General features: G+C 57.5%; 9 protein-coding genes and 1 pseudogene. 9 read left to right on the forward strand and 1 reads right to left on the reverse strand.

Features of this window, described 5'->3' with window-relative positions:
* Positions 1-1,699 precede the first annotated feature (1,699 nt).
* The 6 genes and pseudogenes from BM216_RS32485 to BM216_RS32510 all read left to right on the forward strand — a co-directional run bounded on the left by BM216_RS32485 (position 1,700) and on the right by BM216_RS32510 (position 7,579).
* The gene (locus BM216_RS32485; RefSeq protein ID WP_093004419.1) at positions 1,700-2,803 is read left to right on the forward strand and encodes an FAD-dependent monooxygenase; all 1,104 of its coding nucleotides are present in this window, start codon (positions 1,700-1,702) and stop codon (positions 2,801-2,803) included.
* A gap of 433 nt (positions 2,804-3,236) precedes the next feature.
* The gene (locus BM216_RS32490) at positions 3,237-4,112 is read left to right on the forward strand and encodes an alpha/beta fold hydrolase (RefSeq protein WP_093004421.1); all 876 of its coding nucleotides are present in this window, start codon (positions 3,237-3,239) and stop codon (positions 4,110-4,112) included.
* 957 nt (positions 4,113-5,069) lie between these two features.
* Positions 5,070-5,297 carry a hypothetical protein gene (locus BM216_RS32495; protein WP_093004423.1) on the forward strand — a complete coding sequence of 76 codons (228 nt, stop codon included), beginning with the start codon at positions 5,070-5,072 and terminating at the stop codon, positions 5,295-5,297.
* Positions 5,297-5,967, forward strand: a pseudogene (locus BM216_RS32500) (SOS response-associated peptidase). Before BM216_RS32495 ends, BM216_RS32500 begins: the two are co-directional and overlap by 1 nt.
* Before the next feature lie 135 nt (positions 5,968-6,102).
* Complete coding sequence (locus BM216_RS32505; protein WP_093004425.1) at positions 6,103-6,621, forward strand: YidB family protein; 519 nt, start codon at positions 6,103-6,105, stop codon at positions 6,619-6,621.
* A 607-nt stretch (positions 6,622-7,228) separates the two neighbouring features.
* The gene (locus tag BM216_RS32510) at positions 7,229-7,579 is read left to right on the forward strand and encodes a hypothetical protein (RefSeq protein ID WP_143102941.1); all 351 of its coding nucleotides are present in this window, start codon (positions 7,229-7,231) and stop codon (positions 7,577-7,579) included.
* A gap of 611 nt (positions 7,580-8,190) precedes the next feature.
* Here BM216_RS32510 and BM216_RS32520 read toward each other — a convergent pair.
* Entirely contained in the window at positions 8,191-10,236 is a 2,046-nt protein-coding gene (locus BM216_RS32520) for a response regulator (protein WP_244530459.1), read from the reverse strand.
* Positions 10,237-10,565: 329 nt separating this feature from the next.
* On the opposite strand from BM216_RS32520, the gene BM216_RS32525 reads away from it, so the two are divergent.
* From BM216_RS32525 to BM216_RS32535, 3 genes are read left to right on the forward strand one after another with little or no spacing between them, the layout of a single operon-like run.
* On the forward strand, positions 10,566-11,384 hold the full coding sequence (locus BM216_RS32525) for an N-formylglutamate amidohydrolase (protein WP_244530460.1): 819 nt from the start codon (positions 10,566-10,568) through the stop codon (positions 11,382-11,384).
* Positions 11,381-13,267 (forward strand): flavohemoglobin expression-modulating QEGLA motif protein, encoded by a 1,887-nt coding sequence (locus BM216_RS32530; RefSeq protein WP_093004431.1) that lies wholly within the window; start codon positions 11,381-11,383, stop codon positions 13,265-13,267. Before BM216_RS32525 ends, BM216_RS32530 begins: the two co-directional genes overlap by 4 nt.
* Positions 13,267-14,313: a glutathione synthetase gene (locus BM216_RS32535; RefSeq protein WP_093004433.1), complete on the forward strand. Its 1,047-nt coding sequence runs from the start codon at positions 13,267-13,269 to the stop codon at positions 14,311-14,313. The genes BM216_RS32530 and BM216_RS32535 overlap by 1 nt, the downstream gene beginning before the upstream one ends.
* Positions 14,314-14,458 lie beyond the last annotated feature (145 nt).

Here is a 14,458-nt window from a genome sequence, read left to right on the forward strand (position 1 = left end):
GGAAAAACCGATGCGTTCACCATCTCCGTCGTGACCGATTGGCACGCCGCAATCTCCGGTTCTCTAGTCACGGCGTGAGTATGTTCCACCAGGCGGGCTGGAAAGAGTCAAGCGGGAGATAAAATAGGAATACCGTCTCATGATTTTAGCTGAATTGCAGATTCCCTGTGTGGAAACAGATTGCCAGGAACGGCCTCAGCAGCAATCGGGAGTAGAAGAACAATTCGCCTTGCCAAACCGGTTTACCAAATCGGGCGCAGGGTATCATTGAGGTGAGATGGACCAAGGTCTTTGATCGGACCGAGATAGTGTCCGTTACTAGCGTTGAATGGCCGCATGGCGTCAGGAGGCAGGCCAGAACGTCGTGCTGCCTCACAGAAGCTTCGGTACTTAGGGATTTGCGTGACGTTCTCTGAGTTCTCCAGGTTTTCCATCGTGACTTTAAAGCGTCCATTGGAAATGGTTTAGGTCACGCCCGTTCCGCGATCGATATTTTTACGACCGACATTGAATTTGCATCCCGGAATATCGACTTTTGTAGAGAATTCCTGGAGGTCTGGATGGTCTTTACCGTCGCCGCTATGTTTGCCATTATCGCTTTCGCGTTTGTATGCCGCTATTACGCGACAAGGACACGGTTAGCCGAGAAAGAAATAGACAAGGTGATCGCGCGAAGGCTCGCTGCGAGCGACTATGTCACGCAGGTTGTCCGCGCCTTAGGGAGGAGAATACTGTGATGCGTAACATACTTCTTGATCTCATTGAGAATGAGAATACGTCGCAAATCGCGTCCAAGAACTTTTCAAACGCTGATATCGCGCGGTTGAAGACCAACAAAATTCGGCGGTATCGAGAGATTCTGGCGGAAAGCGCACATGTGCTTCAAAGCCATGACCACGATACGAATTCGTACCCGGCCCGAATGGATGCCAGCCGCCCATGACTTGGTATTTTCCGATTTCTCTCGCTTGACCAGGTTTGATCAAGCAGCCGAACTCCCCTGCCCGATCAAATTGTATCAAGCTGCTTGTTGAAGTGCGGATCCGACGCCCGTGACCACTTAGTGTGCGACGGAATTAGCGGCGCCGTAGATAACGAAGAAAATGAACAATCCCGCAACGAAAACTGCTCCGCACGCCAGTAGCAGCATGGTGGCCCCGCCGAATTTCGGCTTACGCCCACCGGGTGTCTCATGCTGCAGGTTCGGGTCATTTATCGGCATCGCTCTCTCCTTGCTCACCTTGAGCAAACACGGAGAGCCGGGTGGAGTTCCCATCGGCAGGTGGGAGCCCTAAAGATCGCATAGCTCCGTAGCATAGAGCCGATCATTTCGGCTAAGCGCCGCGCAATCAGTTGCCGGCGTAATCCGCAATGTACCGAACCTACGACTTCGCGCTCGCAGCCTTCGAGAAAGGAAGTCGATAAAATACCCGCTACCGGATGCCGAAGATTGGTATACGGCGCGAGTGGCCATCAACCCTGGCGCGAAGGTTACGGGTTTCGTTGAACTAACAGACAATCGCCTGCTCCATGCTTGGCGGGGAACGGAACCAGGGAATGTACGACCAAACATGCAGTGGCGACTGCATCATCTGCCAGGTTTCATTTGTAATGCTTCAGAAGCGATCCCGAGGTCGTCACGAGACGCATCTTGACCTATGGAGCGACTTTGATGTGTCTCTGATCGATGAGCGGCTGAATGAAAGTTTTGATAGTGGGAGCTGGCATTGCCGGGCTCGCCATGGCGCGGGCGCTAGAGATGAATGGCATCGCGAACGTGGTGGTGGAGCGTCAGAAATCCTCGCCTGTGACGGGCAAGAGCATATTTCTCCTCGGTAACGCAATGCGTGCGATGTCGGATCTTGGACTTGCCGAAGAGATCCTTCAAATCGCTTATCCCGTTGCCAGCCAGACGATCATGAGCTCCACGGGACGCATCCTCAACAAAGTCTCGACGCGAGAGTTTTGGGATGGATGCGGTCCATGCGTCTCGCTCCTTCGAAAGGAATTGCTTGCGACCCTGCAAAATTCGTTGCGCATCAGCGAGACACGCTTCGGTGCCACGGTGACGCACACAATGGTCAGGGATGGAAAGAGGGAGGTAATGTTTTCCGATGGACACACAGAGGAATTCGATCTGGTCATTGGCGCCGACGGCGTCAACTCGTCACTTCGAGCCGAGGTGTTCAAGACGGTTTCGCCGATAGGCCTTGGCTTGACTGCGTCGCGCCTCGTGACCGATCTTTCTCACGGATTGGAAGGCTGGACGGCGATGCTCACACGAGGACGATCATTGCTCGCCATTCCGCTTGGTCCGGATCGGCTTTACCTGTACGCCGACAGCCCCACATCTGATTTCCGGGGCGGAACAGTTGCCGAACTCAAAAATCTGTTCTCGGAGTTTGGCTCCCCGCTAGGCCGAGTGATCGATGCCATCCCGCCCGAGACCTCTCTCCATACCGACGAGCTTCGCGAAGTCCCAGCCGGAAAATACCTTGCGGAAAGGCTTGTCTTGATTGGTGACGCGGCTCACGCGACATCACCCAGCATGGCGCAGGGTGCCGGGCTTGCGCTTGAGGACGCCGTCGTCCTGGCTCGACGGCTTAAAGGCGAGCCGCAACTGGGTGTGGCCCTTGAGCTCTTCCACCTCGATCGTGAAAAACGTGTGTCGTGGGTGCGAAAGCAATGTCATGTCCGGGACCGGATGAGAACATCCTCCGACCTGATCTCTCATCTGCTCCTGTCGACTGTCGGTTCGGTGCTTTATAGCCGCGCCTACCGGCCCCTCCTGCCGCCGCTCTGATCTATCGGACCAATGCTGATACCCGCGTCATCTGGCGCGCTGCGAGTATGGGCCAAAAGAGACGCTGTCGTCGGCTGCCATGAGGTAGCTGCTCATTTCGCATCGACCGGCGGATGGGGGCGGTCTTGCATATGCAACTGGAAGTTTGGTCAATTTGATGCTGGAGATGTCGGGGCTCGAAGCATAAATCGCCTTGAGGCACTCCAATAGGAGGGAGCCCGCGTGCAGGGCGCCTGTAGCAACGTCACTCGATCGAGCGCCAAGCTCTGTCGATAACGTCCTTCACAGCATCTTTGCCTGGCCATCGGCGTGCCGCACATTGCCCTTCGCTTCCTAAGCTGCATCTCACTGGTCCTTGACGGACTTGATCGCAGCGACATGTCCAGCAAGCATCTCATTGACACGCGATCAGCGCGACCAGAAGGATTACGACATGCCTCATGTCGATACCGATAACCTGCGGATCACTTTTGTTGAGTCCGGATCAAAACATGGTCGACCTGTGCTTCTCCTCCACGGCTGGCCAGACGACGCCTCAACCTGGGCGGTTGTTTCAAAACATCTCGGGAGCCGTGATGTGCGATTGATCGCGCCATATCTTCGCGGCTTCGGTCCCAGCGTCTTCTGGAACCGCGATGCCCTGCGCACTGCCAACGGTGCAGTCTTGGCCATGGATGCGATCGCGCTGATGGACGCCCTTGGTATCGACACCTTTTCGGTCGTCGGACATGACTGGGGCTCGAATATCGCTGAAGGACTAGCTGTCGGCTGGCCGCAGCGCGTGGAGCGCATGGCGCTGATTTCTTCCCTACCCCGGATGGGCGGACTGAAGACGCCGTCGTTTCGCCAAGCGCAGAGATACTGGTATCACTGGTTCATGGCCACTCAGCGAGGAGCCGAAGCGATCGCCGATAATCCTCATGGATTTGCGCGGATCCAGTGGGAAAACTGGGGCCCGGACGGCTGGTTCGACGATGCGACCTTCGATGCGGTGTCAAGATCCTTCGACAACCCGGATTGGGTAGCGATTACTTTGCATAGCTACCGGGTCCGCTGGGGCGAAGCCGATCCCGATCCATCAAGCCAGTGGCTCGAGGACCGGATCAAGGAAACAAAATCGCTGTCGCTGCCCACCATCTACATCCAAGGCCTGCAGGACGGGGTAAACCCACCTGAGCTGTCAGAGAACCTGCATGAGAAGTTTTCCGGACCGTTCGAGCGCTTTGCCCTCCAGAACGTCGGTCATTTTCCCCAGCGTGAGGATCCGGAGGCGGTAGCGCGCGAGCTTGCGATCTTTCTCCAACGATGATGGTGGAAGAGAACGCTCCCGACAGCCAATGGGACGGTGATGCTTGTGGTTTACGCGCGTAACTTTGCCGGGCGTTCATCGAAAAATGAGCCACCTCCAGGCATGGTTTTCTGATCATCGCTTCTTTTCTGTGGCGCGGTGGGCGAGCTCGCCTTGAAGCGAAAGCAGTCAGCCCGGTTACCAGGATATGGCAATGGCGGGTCAGGCGATGCAGCATGCGGTCGTCGTCTTGGGCGTCGCAAAAGACGACGACCGCTTAATCTAAGGTTTGATCATGGTCGTGACGGCGCGGTGCGATCAAAAAGCACGCTCGACAGTTGGAAGAGCAACGCTCGTCTGAAGCGCATGGCGTGGCGTAGTCGTCCGCATCGAGTGGTACCGAGACGCGCTGTCACGCGTGAAGCGAGCGAACCGGTTTGTTCGGTGCTGATCGCGCCGCTCGTGGAAGCAGGCATCATGATCTCTCGCCGCGTGGCCCTGCGGCATTGGGGCAAGGTCAAGAAGACGACGGTATGAAAACTGGCTGGACGACCAGCATATGGCTTGCGGTCGCGTTTTTCGTGCGCCGATCGTCAAAGTTGTGCGCTTTGCCACAGCTGGAAGCGGTCGCCACGAACTGAAATAGTCGGCAGGGAATTCAACCCAGCTTCAATGAGATGCCCCCTGCCGGTCAGGGCTTCCTTGGCAGAGCCTGACGAATCGAACGTAGCAAGTCACATAAACGAAGGAAAGACCCCGACAATCGACAGAGCCTTTCCAGCTTGCGGGACGCAAAGCCGTTGTTGTAATTGGGCCGCTGCGACAGCACTTCTGCCTGATTTATCCAGAGCGAAATCTCACAAAAAGGCGAGGAAAGCCCTGCCTCACGACGAACACTCTCCTCTTCGTCAAGAAGTGGGACGCGCTCGCGCAAGGTCGGCGTCTTGACGGATTTCGCCCCGGCGACATGTCTCTGTCATGAAGAGGATCGCACCGCCATCGACAACCCGACACCCTGACCGCTTCTTGCAGTGCCAGGACGCGATGGCCGATCGATTTACGGATGTCGCCCTGTCTGCAGTCGACGCCGGGTGGAAACCGGAAGAGGTGGCGGCGGCGCTGGTCGAGCTGGCCGATCACCTGATGCTTGGCATGATCTCCAACCGCGATCTTAAAAAAGACCTCCCTTTCCTCAGGAGGCGCTGATGTGCGGACGCTTCGTTCTCGAGCACCCCTGGCCGGAATTCGCTGATCTTTACGATCTTGTTTGGGACGAGGAACGCGGCCGCAATACGCAACCGCGCTGGAACATCGCACCGACGCAGGATGTCCTGATCGTTCACATCGATGGCGACGGCAGACAGCAGGTGGAAAGCGCTCGTTGGTGGCTGGTGCCGTCTGGGCCAAGGAGATGCCGAAGGCGGCGATCTTCAATGCCCGCATCGAGACGATCGGCACCTCCCCCGCATTCAGGGACGCTTTCAAGTCGAAGAGGTGCCTGATCCCGGCGTCAGGCTTCTACGAGTGGACGATGAACGAAGGCGACGGAAAGAAAGATCCGTGGTTTATCTATCAGCCCGGACAGGCACCGTTCTCTTTCGCCGGGCTGTGGGCGCATAACGAGAAGCTGGGTGTCACAAGCTGTACGATCGTCACTATGCCGGCCACCGATCCGATGACGCGGCTGCATGGTAGGCAGCCGGTGATCCCTAATCCGGAATTTTACAACGCGTGGCTGGATCCAGCTACGTCAGGAGCGAGGGCAACAGAGCTTCTTGAGAACGAGAACCTCGACGGGCGGCTGGAATTCCACCGAGTGTCGCGGGACGTGAACTCGTCAAGGTTTACGGGGAAGCCTGAAGTAAATCCGCTCTGAGCTCCGGCCCGTTTCGACAAAGCACTCCGTGAATGACGGTTGGCCGGAACCTCTGGCGCCGACCGACCGTTTCCCGAAACGAGAATGTGCGACCGACCTCGTCAAGGAGGTCCACCGGGAAACGAGGAAACGATCATGGTAAGCGGTCAACTGAAGGCACTACTGGGCGTACTTGCCGTCGCCGGGTTTCAGAACAGAGACAAGATCGCTGATCTTCTCCGGGGCGTGAGCAAGCCGCAACCAACCGATGCGAATAACGCTCAGGGAACCAGCCCGCGCCAGACGGGTGGCCTCGAGGACCTCCTTGGCAAGCTGACCGGCGGGAAGGATGCCGGTGGTCTCGGGTCGATTCTGGGTGGCCTAACATCCGGCGGCATCCTGAGCGGCGGTCTCGGCGATCTGATCAAGACATTCCAGCAGAACGGATACGGGGGAAAGGCCGAGTCCTGGGTCAGGCCAGGTTCGAACGAAGACATCGACGGCGACCAGCTTGCGGAGGCGATCGGGCCTGAAGTCCTGGGCGAGCTCGCGGCCAAAACCGGACTGTCGCGGGAAGAGATTCTGGCGCGCCTCAGCAAGGATCTGCCACGCGCAGTCGACGAACTCACGCCTGATGGAAAAGTCCCTGGCGACGACCGGTCGACTAACGTCTGATTGGCCGGTCCCTCGTGCCCTCGACAAGGGAGGGCAAGTTCCGCCCTGCTGCCGAGAACCAACCGGAGATCGACTAAAAGAAAAGATGACCAGGCCGAAAGAGGATGCCGCCCCGAACCGTGTATAAACAGTCCGACAAGAACTGCTAGTTTTGAAAAGAAGGCCGAGAAATGTCTGATTGCCAACCGCGGAGCGATCTCGACGGGAACAAAAGACGTTAGAGTGTCACTGCATGGCTGGTCTCAGACACGTGTTTGTATGCGCGCGCCCCTGCCCCGATATACAAGGCATCGGGATCATCCTCCTCCTCCCAAACGATCTCGATCGGACGGCAGCCGCTCCTCCTCTCAGGCTGACGTCATCCTTCTAAGCTCGTCGCCTCCGCGACGGGCTTTCGTTTTTCTTCATCGCCGGCGCCATTCACCACTTGCTCGTTTCGCCTGTGATGCGTCAGTCTGTTCGGCTCCGGCTCCGGCTCCGTGAACGGCACATAAAAACAATCTGTTGACTCGACCTGAAATAGGAACATAGTAGGAACATCCGCCAAACGCCGGGTGTCCGACAATTGGTATGTCTTAGGCGTGCTCCAGCACGAAACGGTGAAACTATGTCTTATCAGGCCGATGACGGTACCCGCCAGCTTGGGGAAGCCATATGCGCAACATGCGGTAGCGGACTGATGTTCGAAGGCGAAAAGCCAAAGTCCGAAGATATCGTCTGGTGTGCGAACGATGCCTGCAGAACGTCGGCCGTCTACGCCGAGGTCGCAGCGGATTGCGCTGCCTGGTATCGGGAGTATTCGGATTTCCTGATGCAGCGCGTTGCGCTTGGAGCATCACCTCTTGAAGTCCCTTTAGACTGGAAGCCACGTCGTCGTCTCCGGTTCGGAATGAAGATCGTCGCCACAGGCCACGTGAAACTATTCGGAGGATGCAACGCCATTCCTCTGAACCACTAGACATTGAGCCGAGGTCGGATTGAAAGTTAAGCTGCGGTGGGACAAGGGAGCCCAAGCAAGCCGAGCGTTTTGGGAAACGGAAGGCACGGCGCGAGGGTCTGATTGGCGGCACCACCTTTCGCAAAGATCGCGACGATGGCCTCGATCGTGCTCTTGATGAGATCCGAACAGTCAATCCGAGTGCGACTTTGGAGATTGGGGAGCTGCTGCAAAAGATCTGTCAAACAGATACCCTCAGATCAATGGCTTACCGGCGGTTTGTCAAACCGATATGAACAACATGCGCGTTCGTCAAATCGGGAAATGATTGGGCCAAGAGGACTGCGTGGTGCGGGACTAGCCGGAGCAATGATGTCAGCGGTCCAAGGCAAGGCGAGCATAACTACGGTGTGGCCGTTCCGAGAGGCGAAGCTGGAGTGGCTTGAGCAACTAAGCCGGCACAGCCCTGGTCGGCGACGACCGGTCCATACCGCGCTCTGGCAAGCTATCACAGTTCGCGGCCAGAGATCACGGACATGCCGGTCTTATCCTCGACTTCAAAAACGATGTTGGCCTCGGGGATCTATTATGGGAGAAAATCGTCAGGGATTGTCTCGTGTTAGAGGCTCGATTCAAGATCTCGTGGATTGATCGAGTAGAACCACATTGGTGAGATCGGGGACACCCGAACGCGAAACAGCAAAAGCGGCGGCGAGTTCCTTTGTCGCGAATGGCTTGGCGACGACAGGTCGGGATATCACGACTCCCGCTTCAAGCTTGTCACTGTAACCCGTCATGAGAACGACTGGAAGCTCAGGCCTCCGGCGGAAAATTTCTTCTGCCAGTTCGATTCCAGACATGCCCGGCATCATGATGTCGCTGATTACAGCCTCGATCCCGCGTCGGCTCTGCAGAAAGTCTAGCGCCTCGGCTCCGCTGCGCGCTGTAATGATGTTGGCAACAAGGCCGTCCAATGCAATACGCGCGGATTCAAGAGAAGCGGGCGTGTCATCCACGATCAGTACGCTCTGGGGAAACTGTGAGTACGGGACGTTTCCTTCAGTCAGGCTGGGTGCCTTTGATTTAGGCAGCAAGAGAGTGAATGCGCTGCCGTGGCCCGGGAGGCTAGCCGCCTTGACGATGCCACCTGAACCCAGGGCGAAGCCGTAGACCTGTGTCAAACCGAGACCCGGGCCTCTGCCCTGCTTTGTCGAAAAGAAGGGTTCAAAAATCCGCTCGAGGTCGGCGGGTGAGATTCCGCTGCCTGTATCGGTAACGGTAATCGCAACAACCGGCCCCTGTACCCTTCTGTCCTCGAAAGATCCTTCCGGGACGTTGCGAGCGGTGACAGTTACACGTCCACCGCCCGTCATGGCTTCACGAGAATTGGTCAGGAGATTGATGAGCGCGATTTCGAGCCCGACTGGGTCGGCATATATCGGCCAAAGGTCGTCGGGAAGATTCATGTCGATCAAAATGCTGTCGTTGAGGGCCTGCTTGAGAAGCGGAGCCATGTCCTCGAGCTTGATCAGGAGCTCTATGTGTTCGGCACCCTGGTTGGAACGCTTTGCGAATGACAGGAGACGACGGGTGATGTTCTTCCCCCTACTAAGCCCTTCTTTCATGTGGTTTAGAAGCCGCGATACGCGCTCTTCGTCGTCTCTGCGCCTCTCGATCCCTTCAACGCCGGATTGAAAGACCATGAGGAGATTGTTGAAGTCGTGAGCCGCTTGGCCTGTCAGCTTCCCCAGTGCATCCATACGCTGCCAGTTGGCGACACTCTCGCGCTCAGCAGTCCTTGCGCGCAATTCGCGATAAAGCAGCACGGTTGCGACGGCACATAGAAATGCGATCAGGGCCCCGGCTGCGATGAGCAGAAGTATTGCCTGCTGGGCGGGGCGCTCATAGACCGCGGAAGGAAGACCGACGTGCACCCGCCAGGGGGTGCCCTCCAATAACGCGCCAGCCGTCTGAAGACTTGATCCGTCGAACAACTGAAATCGATCGCCCTCGACCGCATTTGCGAATTCGGACACAGGCCTTGCTTCCAGGTCAGACATGACAGTCGCGGCCACGAGCCTGTTCCGACTGTCGGTAACCCATGCTGTCCAGTCATGTGGCAGTCCGCCGTTCCTCAGGATCTCTGCGATCATCTCCGGACGAATGACAGCCGAAAGGACGGCTTTCGTCCGATCGTTGCGCTGGATCGGCACACGTACGGCAAAGGCAGCTTTTCCTCCAGACCCTAAGAGAACGTTTCCAATCAACCCGACGCCAGAACTTACTACGCGCTCATGGCTCTCCTGATCGACAACTTTCCGCGATGCGGAGGTCGCAAGGGGTGGAAATGAAAGAACAACGTCACCTTCATCATTTGTGACCCTGATCTGCTGCCACTGAGGTGCTCTAGCCTTCAGCCGACGCGCCGTCTCGGCGAAACTGCTCCTGGATACGGGCAGATCGAGCCGCGGTGACTCAGCCACGAGAGAAAGCAGCTGGATCTGAGTCTCGAGGTCACGCTGGACGGCTGCAGCGAGCATCGACGCTCGATCCTGGATCCCATCCGCAAGAGCAGTCTGCCGCTCGCTAATTACAAACCAGCCCATCAACGCCGCCAGCACCAGCATCGGAATAAGTGCTGCGCAAAGCAGAAGGAATGCAGGTCTGGCCTTGATCAAGAGAAAAACCTCACAAATTGCTGCTTGCTAAGTATCCGATTAACGCAGCAGAGCAAGTCAGCGGAACCAAAATCTTCGATCATCGGACAAAACCCCGGCGAGAACGATCACGCCCAGCGGTCTCGAACGACTGCCGACCTCGGAGGTTTCTCTGCGAGCCGCGCCGCAGCTCAATCGGGTCGTCGGATAAATTTCCGATTTAGTTTCGTAACAAACAATGGCTGCGTGCGTTTCCCGGTCGCACTGGAGGATAAAAGATGGGATCCGCAATGTCTGCCTATCTCCGTAAAACGACATATGGACGGGAAGTAGCGTTCGAACGAGCATTCCTGCCCAGGACGCTGATCACGCCGCCAGTCGCGCCTGGAGCCCTTTGGACTATCGAACGCGGCACGTCGCCCGTAATCGCAACAGCGATCCACGAGGGACATTCCGTGCGACAGAACATACAGGATCTTTATGCTCTGGACGATCAGGACAGGCTGCGTGAGGAAGATCCCTATACCGAGTTTACAGCTCGAGGCGTTCCCAACCGCATCGTTTTCCATCGCTCGCGTTTCGAGGTGGACATCAACCGCAATCGCGCCGGTGCGATATATCTGAAGCCGGAACAGGCTTGGGGCCTGAACGTATGGGCCAAGGAGCTTTCAAAGGACGAAATTGAAGCCTCTCTCAAGACCCATGACGCCTATTACGATATGCTCCTGGCCTTCCTGACAGGTATCGAGCGACAGTTTGGCCGATTTGTCGTTCTCGACATGCACAGCTACAATCATCGTCGCGCCGGACCGACTGCGCCGTCGACACCGCAGGAGCAGGCACCGGACATCAATATCGGGACGTCTTCAATGGACCGCGATCGATGGGCGCCGGTGGTCGAAGCGCTCATTGCCCATTTCGCGTCGCACTCGATCAACGGCCGCTTTCTGGACGTCCGCGAAAACGTGGCCTTCCAGGGCAAAGGTGAGCAGACACGGTTCATCCACGCACATTTCCCCGTCACGGGTTGCGCGATCGCGGTCGAATTCAAGAAATTCTTTATGGACGAATGGACGGGAGAGCCCGACACCGCGGTCCTCGACCAGCTTCGAGCGATCGTTGCAACAGCGGTTCCGGTGCTCGAAGAGATACTCGCGAGCCAGCCATGACCCGGGCCACGCAAAATCGCAGTTTTGACGATAGGTGGCTCGCCGAAATCGTTTCCTGCCTAGCCAACGGCAAGTCGATCCGACGCGAACTGCCGGGTGGGGGGCGACTGCATATCGATCGGCCGCTGCCATTCCTGTGCGTCCATATTGCGCAGGAGGGAGCAGAACCGGCCGCGCGCGACATTGCGCAGGCGAACGCGTCCTATCTCATTGCTCCGCACACGGCTGACGCTATCACGGTGATCGAGGCCATAGAGGCTCCGCTGCGCAGACAGTTCGGTGCATTCATCTTGTTCGATATCGGCGAGTTGAAGGAGGATCGTTTTCTGACCGACGATGCACCTTTTCTGCCGCCATTCGAGATCGCCATATGGGCAAGCACGGACATGGCGGAGGCGGCGGAAACCTTCTCTGCTGCTATCAGAGACAGCGGGGCGAGGTTCCGCACGCCGCGCGTCGAGCGTGCCGAAACGCCCCCCGCACGCGAAGATGAGTCGTTGGGGCGCAGCCTCGGCTATTCCACACTGGCCGTCAGGTTTGCCCCGATCTACCGGCAGCCAGGGGGCGAACAGATCTATCCGGAATTGCATGATCAACTGGTGTCGATGCTGTTCGACGCGGGTCTACAAGCCATCGCGCGATTTGCCAAAGCGGAGAAAATACTCCAGCCAAAGACGCATCGGGCACTCGGACGCAGGGCGTTCGTTGATGCGGTCACGCGCGTTGACCGAAGCATCGACGAAGTGGCGTCGACATTCGATTTCCTGCTTGCAGTCACGCCCATTAACGCGGAGGCAGCATTCGAGGAATTCAAGGCAGGCAGAAAGCAACCCAACTTTCTGTATCGTCCCCTCGCCCTGCAGGTCGAGGCGGCAAAAAAGAAGCTCTTTTCCATCTCGTTCGACCACCTTGAAGACCCGATCCTGCATCAGCTTTATCGGGAAAAGCAGCAGGAACTGGATCTTCAGCTCTCGCTGCTTTCCTCCCGCCATAGACCTCAGTTCGTTGAATTCGGGCGGGCGTTATACGGCCCGGTGGAGCCCGTTCTGCTGCGCGAGGCCCAAACCATCCTGTCGCAGCTCGAAAATACCGACTCTAGCGGGGATGACGATGCGGGGTCGCAGGATCGGATCGCCGACTGCTTTCAGGTGGAGCGACGTGCCAGATCGATGATCGCCGCTTATCATCGCCACCTGGGGGATTTCGAAGTTTCCGTTGAACTTCGCGATGACCTGCCGTCGGGTCTGATGGTATCGGGCCACCGGCTTTTGATCGCCCGCAGCACCGTAATGGACATGGGCCGCGTCGAGCCCTTGCTGTCGCATGAGATCGGCGTTCATCTGCTCACCTATTTCAACGGATCGGCGCAGGGTTTGCGGCTTTTTCGCTCCGGGCTTGCAGGATATGAAGGCATGCAGGAAGGTCTGGCTGTCTTCGCCGAATACCTGTCCGGTGGCATGACGCCGGCACGTTTGAAGCTGATTGCAGGGCGGGTAGTCGGATGTGCCTCCATGCTGAATGGAGCTCCCTTCCATGAAACCTATTCTCTTCTGGCCGAGCAGCACAATTTCACGTCGCCCGCCGCGTTCAATCTCGTATTGCGGCTTTACCGGGGGGGCGGCCTGGCCAAGGATGCGATCTATCTGCGAGGTCTTCTTGCCCTGCTCGATCACCTGCGCGCCGGCGGTGCAATGGAGCCTTTCTGGATGGGCAAGATCGCCGCCTCGCATTTCGGGGTGATGCAAGAGCTGGCGGAGCGTGGTCTGCTGCGCCTGCCGGCGGTTCGCCCCCTCTTTCTCGAGAGCGACGAAGGTCGCACCCGGCTGGCGCGTGCCAGAGACGGGATGCGCCCGCTCGACATGATCCAACAACAGGAGACGTGATGCGGATTGCATTTTTTGTGAACTCTATTGCCAGCGAGGCCTCGTTTTATACGACGACGGCGCTTGCACTTGCGGCGATCGCGCGCGGCCACGACGTCTGTTACCTGACGCCCGGTGATTTCGTGCTGCGTCCGGACGACAGCCTGATGGTACGTGCGACCACTATCAAGACCGGAAAAACGAAGAAGTCCGACGCCTTCGTTGCAGCATTGCAGGGCGACCAGGCCGAAATCCAGACGATCCCGATCGAGGACATAGACGTCCTGTTTCTTCGCAACGACCCTTCGCAAGATGCCGACGAGCGCCCTTGGGCAGCCCATGCCGGGATCATTTTTGGTCGCCTCGCAGCCGAGCGTGGCGTGCTCACGCTCAATGATCCAGAAGGCCTCGCTCGCGCGCAAAACAAGCTCTATTTCCAGGGCTTCCCCGAGTCTGTTCGGCCCACAACCCTCATCTCCAAGAGCATCGAGGAGATCCGTGCCTTCATTGACGCGCAGAAACAGGGCGTCATCCTCAAGCCTCTCCAGGGCTCCGGGGGCAAAAACGTGTTCAAGATCGCGTCCAGCAAGGAAGCCAATCTCAACCAGATCTTCGAGGCCGTCAGCGGCGAAGGTTACCTTATCGCACAGGGCTATCTTCCCGACGCGACGGCGGGCGACATTCGCCTTTTCCTGATGAACGGTCGGCCACTGCAGCGGGACGGCGCTTATGCTGCGCTGCGTCGTGTGCCCGCGAAGGGCGAGGTGCGCTCTAATATGCATGCCGCAGGGACAGCCGCAGCAGCAGAGATCACGCCGGAAATTCTAGCAGTCGCGGAAATGGTGCGCCCGAAACTCCTCAAAGACGGCATGTTTCTCGTGGGTCTCGACATTGTTGGCGACAAGATCCTTGAAATCAACGTGTTCACACCGGGCGGGTTGCCGGATATCGCCGAACTTCATGGTGTAGATCTTTCCGTAGATGTTATCGTCGCGCTGGAGCAGAAGGTGGAAATCCGAGAAAATTATGCCGGGCAGATAAGCAACAGTGCTCTTGCAACGCTGTAGAGGTGCTTGAGGTCGATCATTGCCGCTGGCTTGTTGAACTTAAAGGAAATGGGATGGGGCGCTCGGCAAAGCCAAGTTGCGGGCGTCCAGAAAGGTCCCAACGAAGGGTCCTCCTCTGAAGCGTGATGCTGCAAATGACGTGCAT

The organism is Rhizobium sp. NFR07 (assembly GCF_900111905.1).
In the GTDB taxonomy this organism is placed as follows: domain Bacteria; phylum Pseudomonadota; class Alphaproteobacteria; order Rhizobiales; family Rhizobiaceae; genus Neorhizobium.

Coding starts and splice junctions, on each gene's coding strand:
- BM216_RS32485 (WP_093004419.1), top strand. CDS start 1,700: ATGAAAGTTTTGATAGTGGGAGCTGGCATTGCCGGGCTCGCCATGGCG.
- BM216_RS32490 (WP_093004421.1), top strand. CDS start 3,237: ATGCCTCATGTCGATACCGATAACCTGCGGATCACTTTTGTTGAGTCC.
- BM216_RS32495 (WP_093004423.1), top strand. CDS start 5,070: ATGAAGAGGATCGCACCGCCATCGACAACCCGACACCCTGACCGCTTC.
- BM216_RS32505 (WP_093004425.1), top strand. CDS start 6,103: ATGGTAAGCGGTCAACTGAAGGCACTACTGGGCGTACTTGCCGTCGCC.
- BM216_RS32510 (WP_143102941.1), top strand. CDS start 7,229: ATGTCTTATCAGGCCGATGACGGTACCCGCCAGCTTGGGGAAGCCATA.
- BM216_RS32530 (WP_093004431.1), top strand. CDS start 11,381: ATGACCCGGGCCACGCAAAATCGCAGTTTTGACGATAGGTGGCTCGCC.
- BM216_RS32535 (WP_093004433.1), top strand. CDS start 13,267: ATGCGGATTGCATTTTTTGTGAACTCTATTGCCAGCGAGGCCTCGTTT.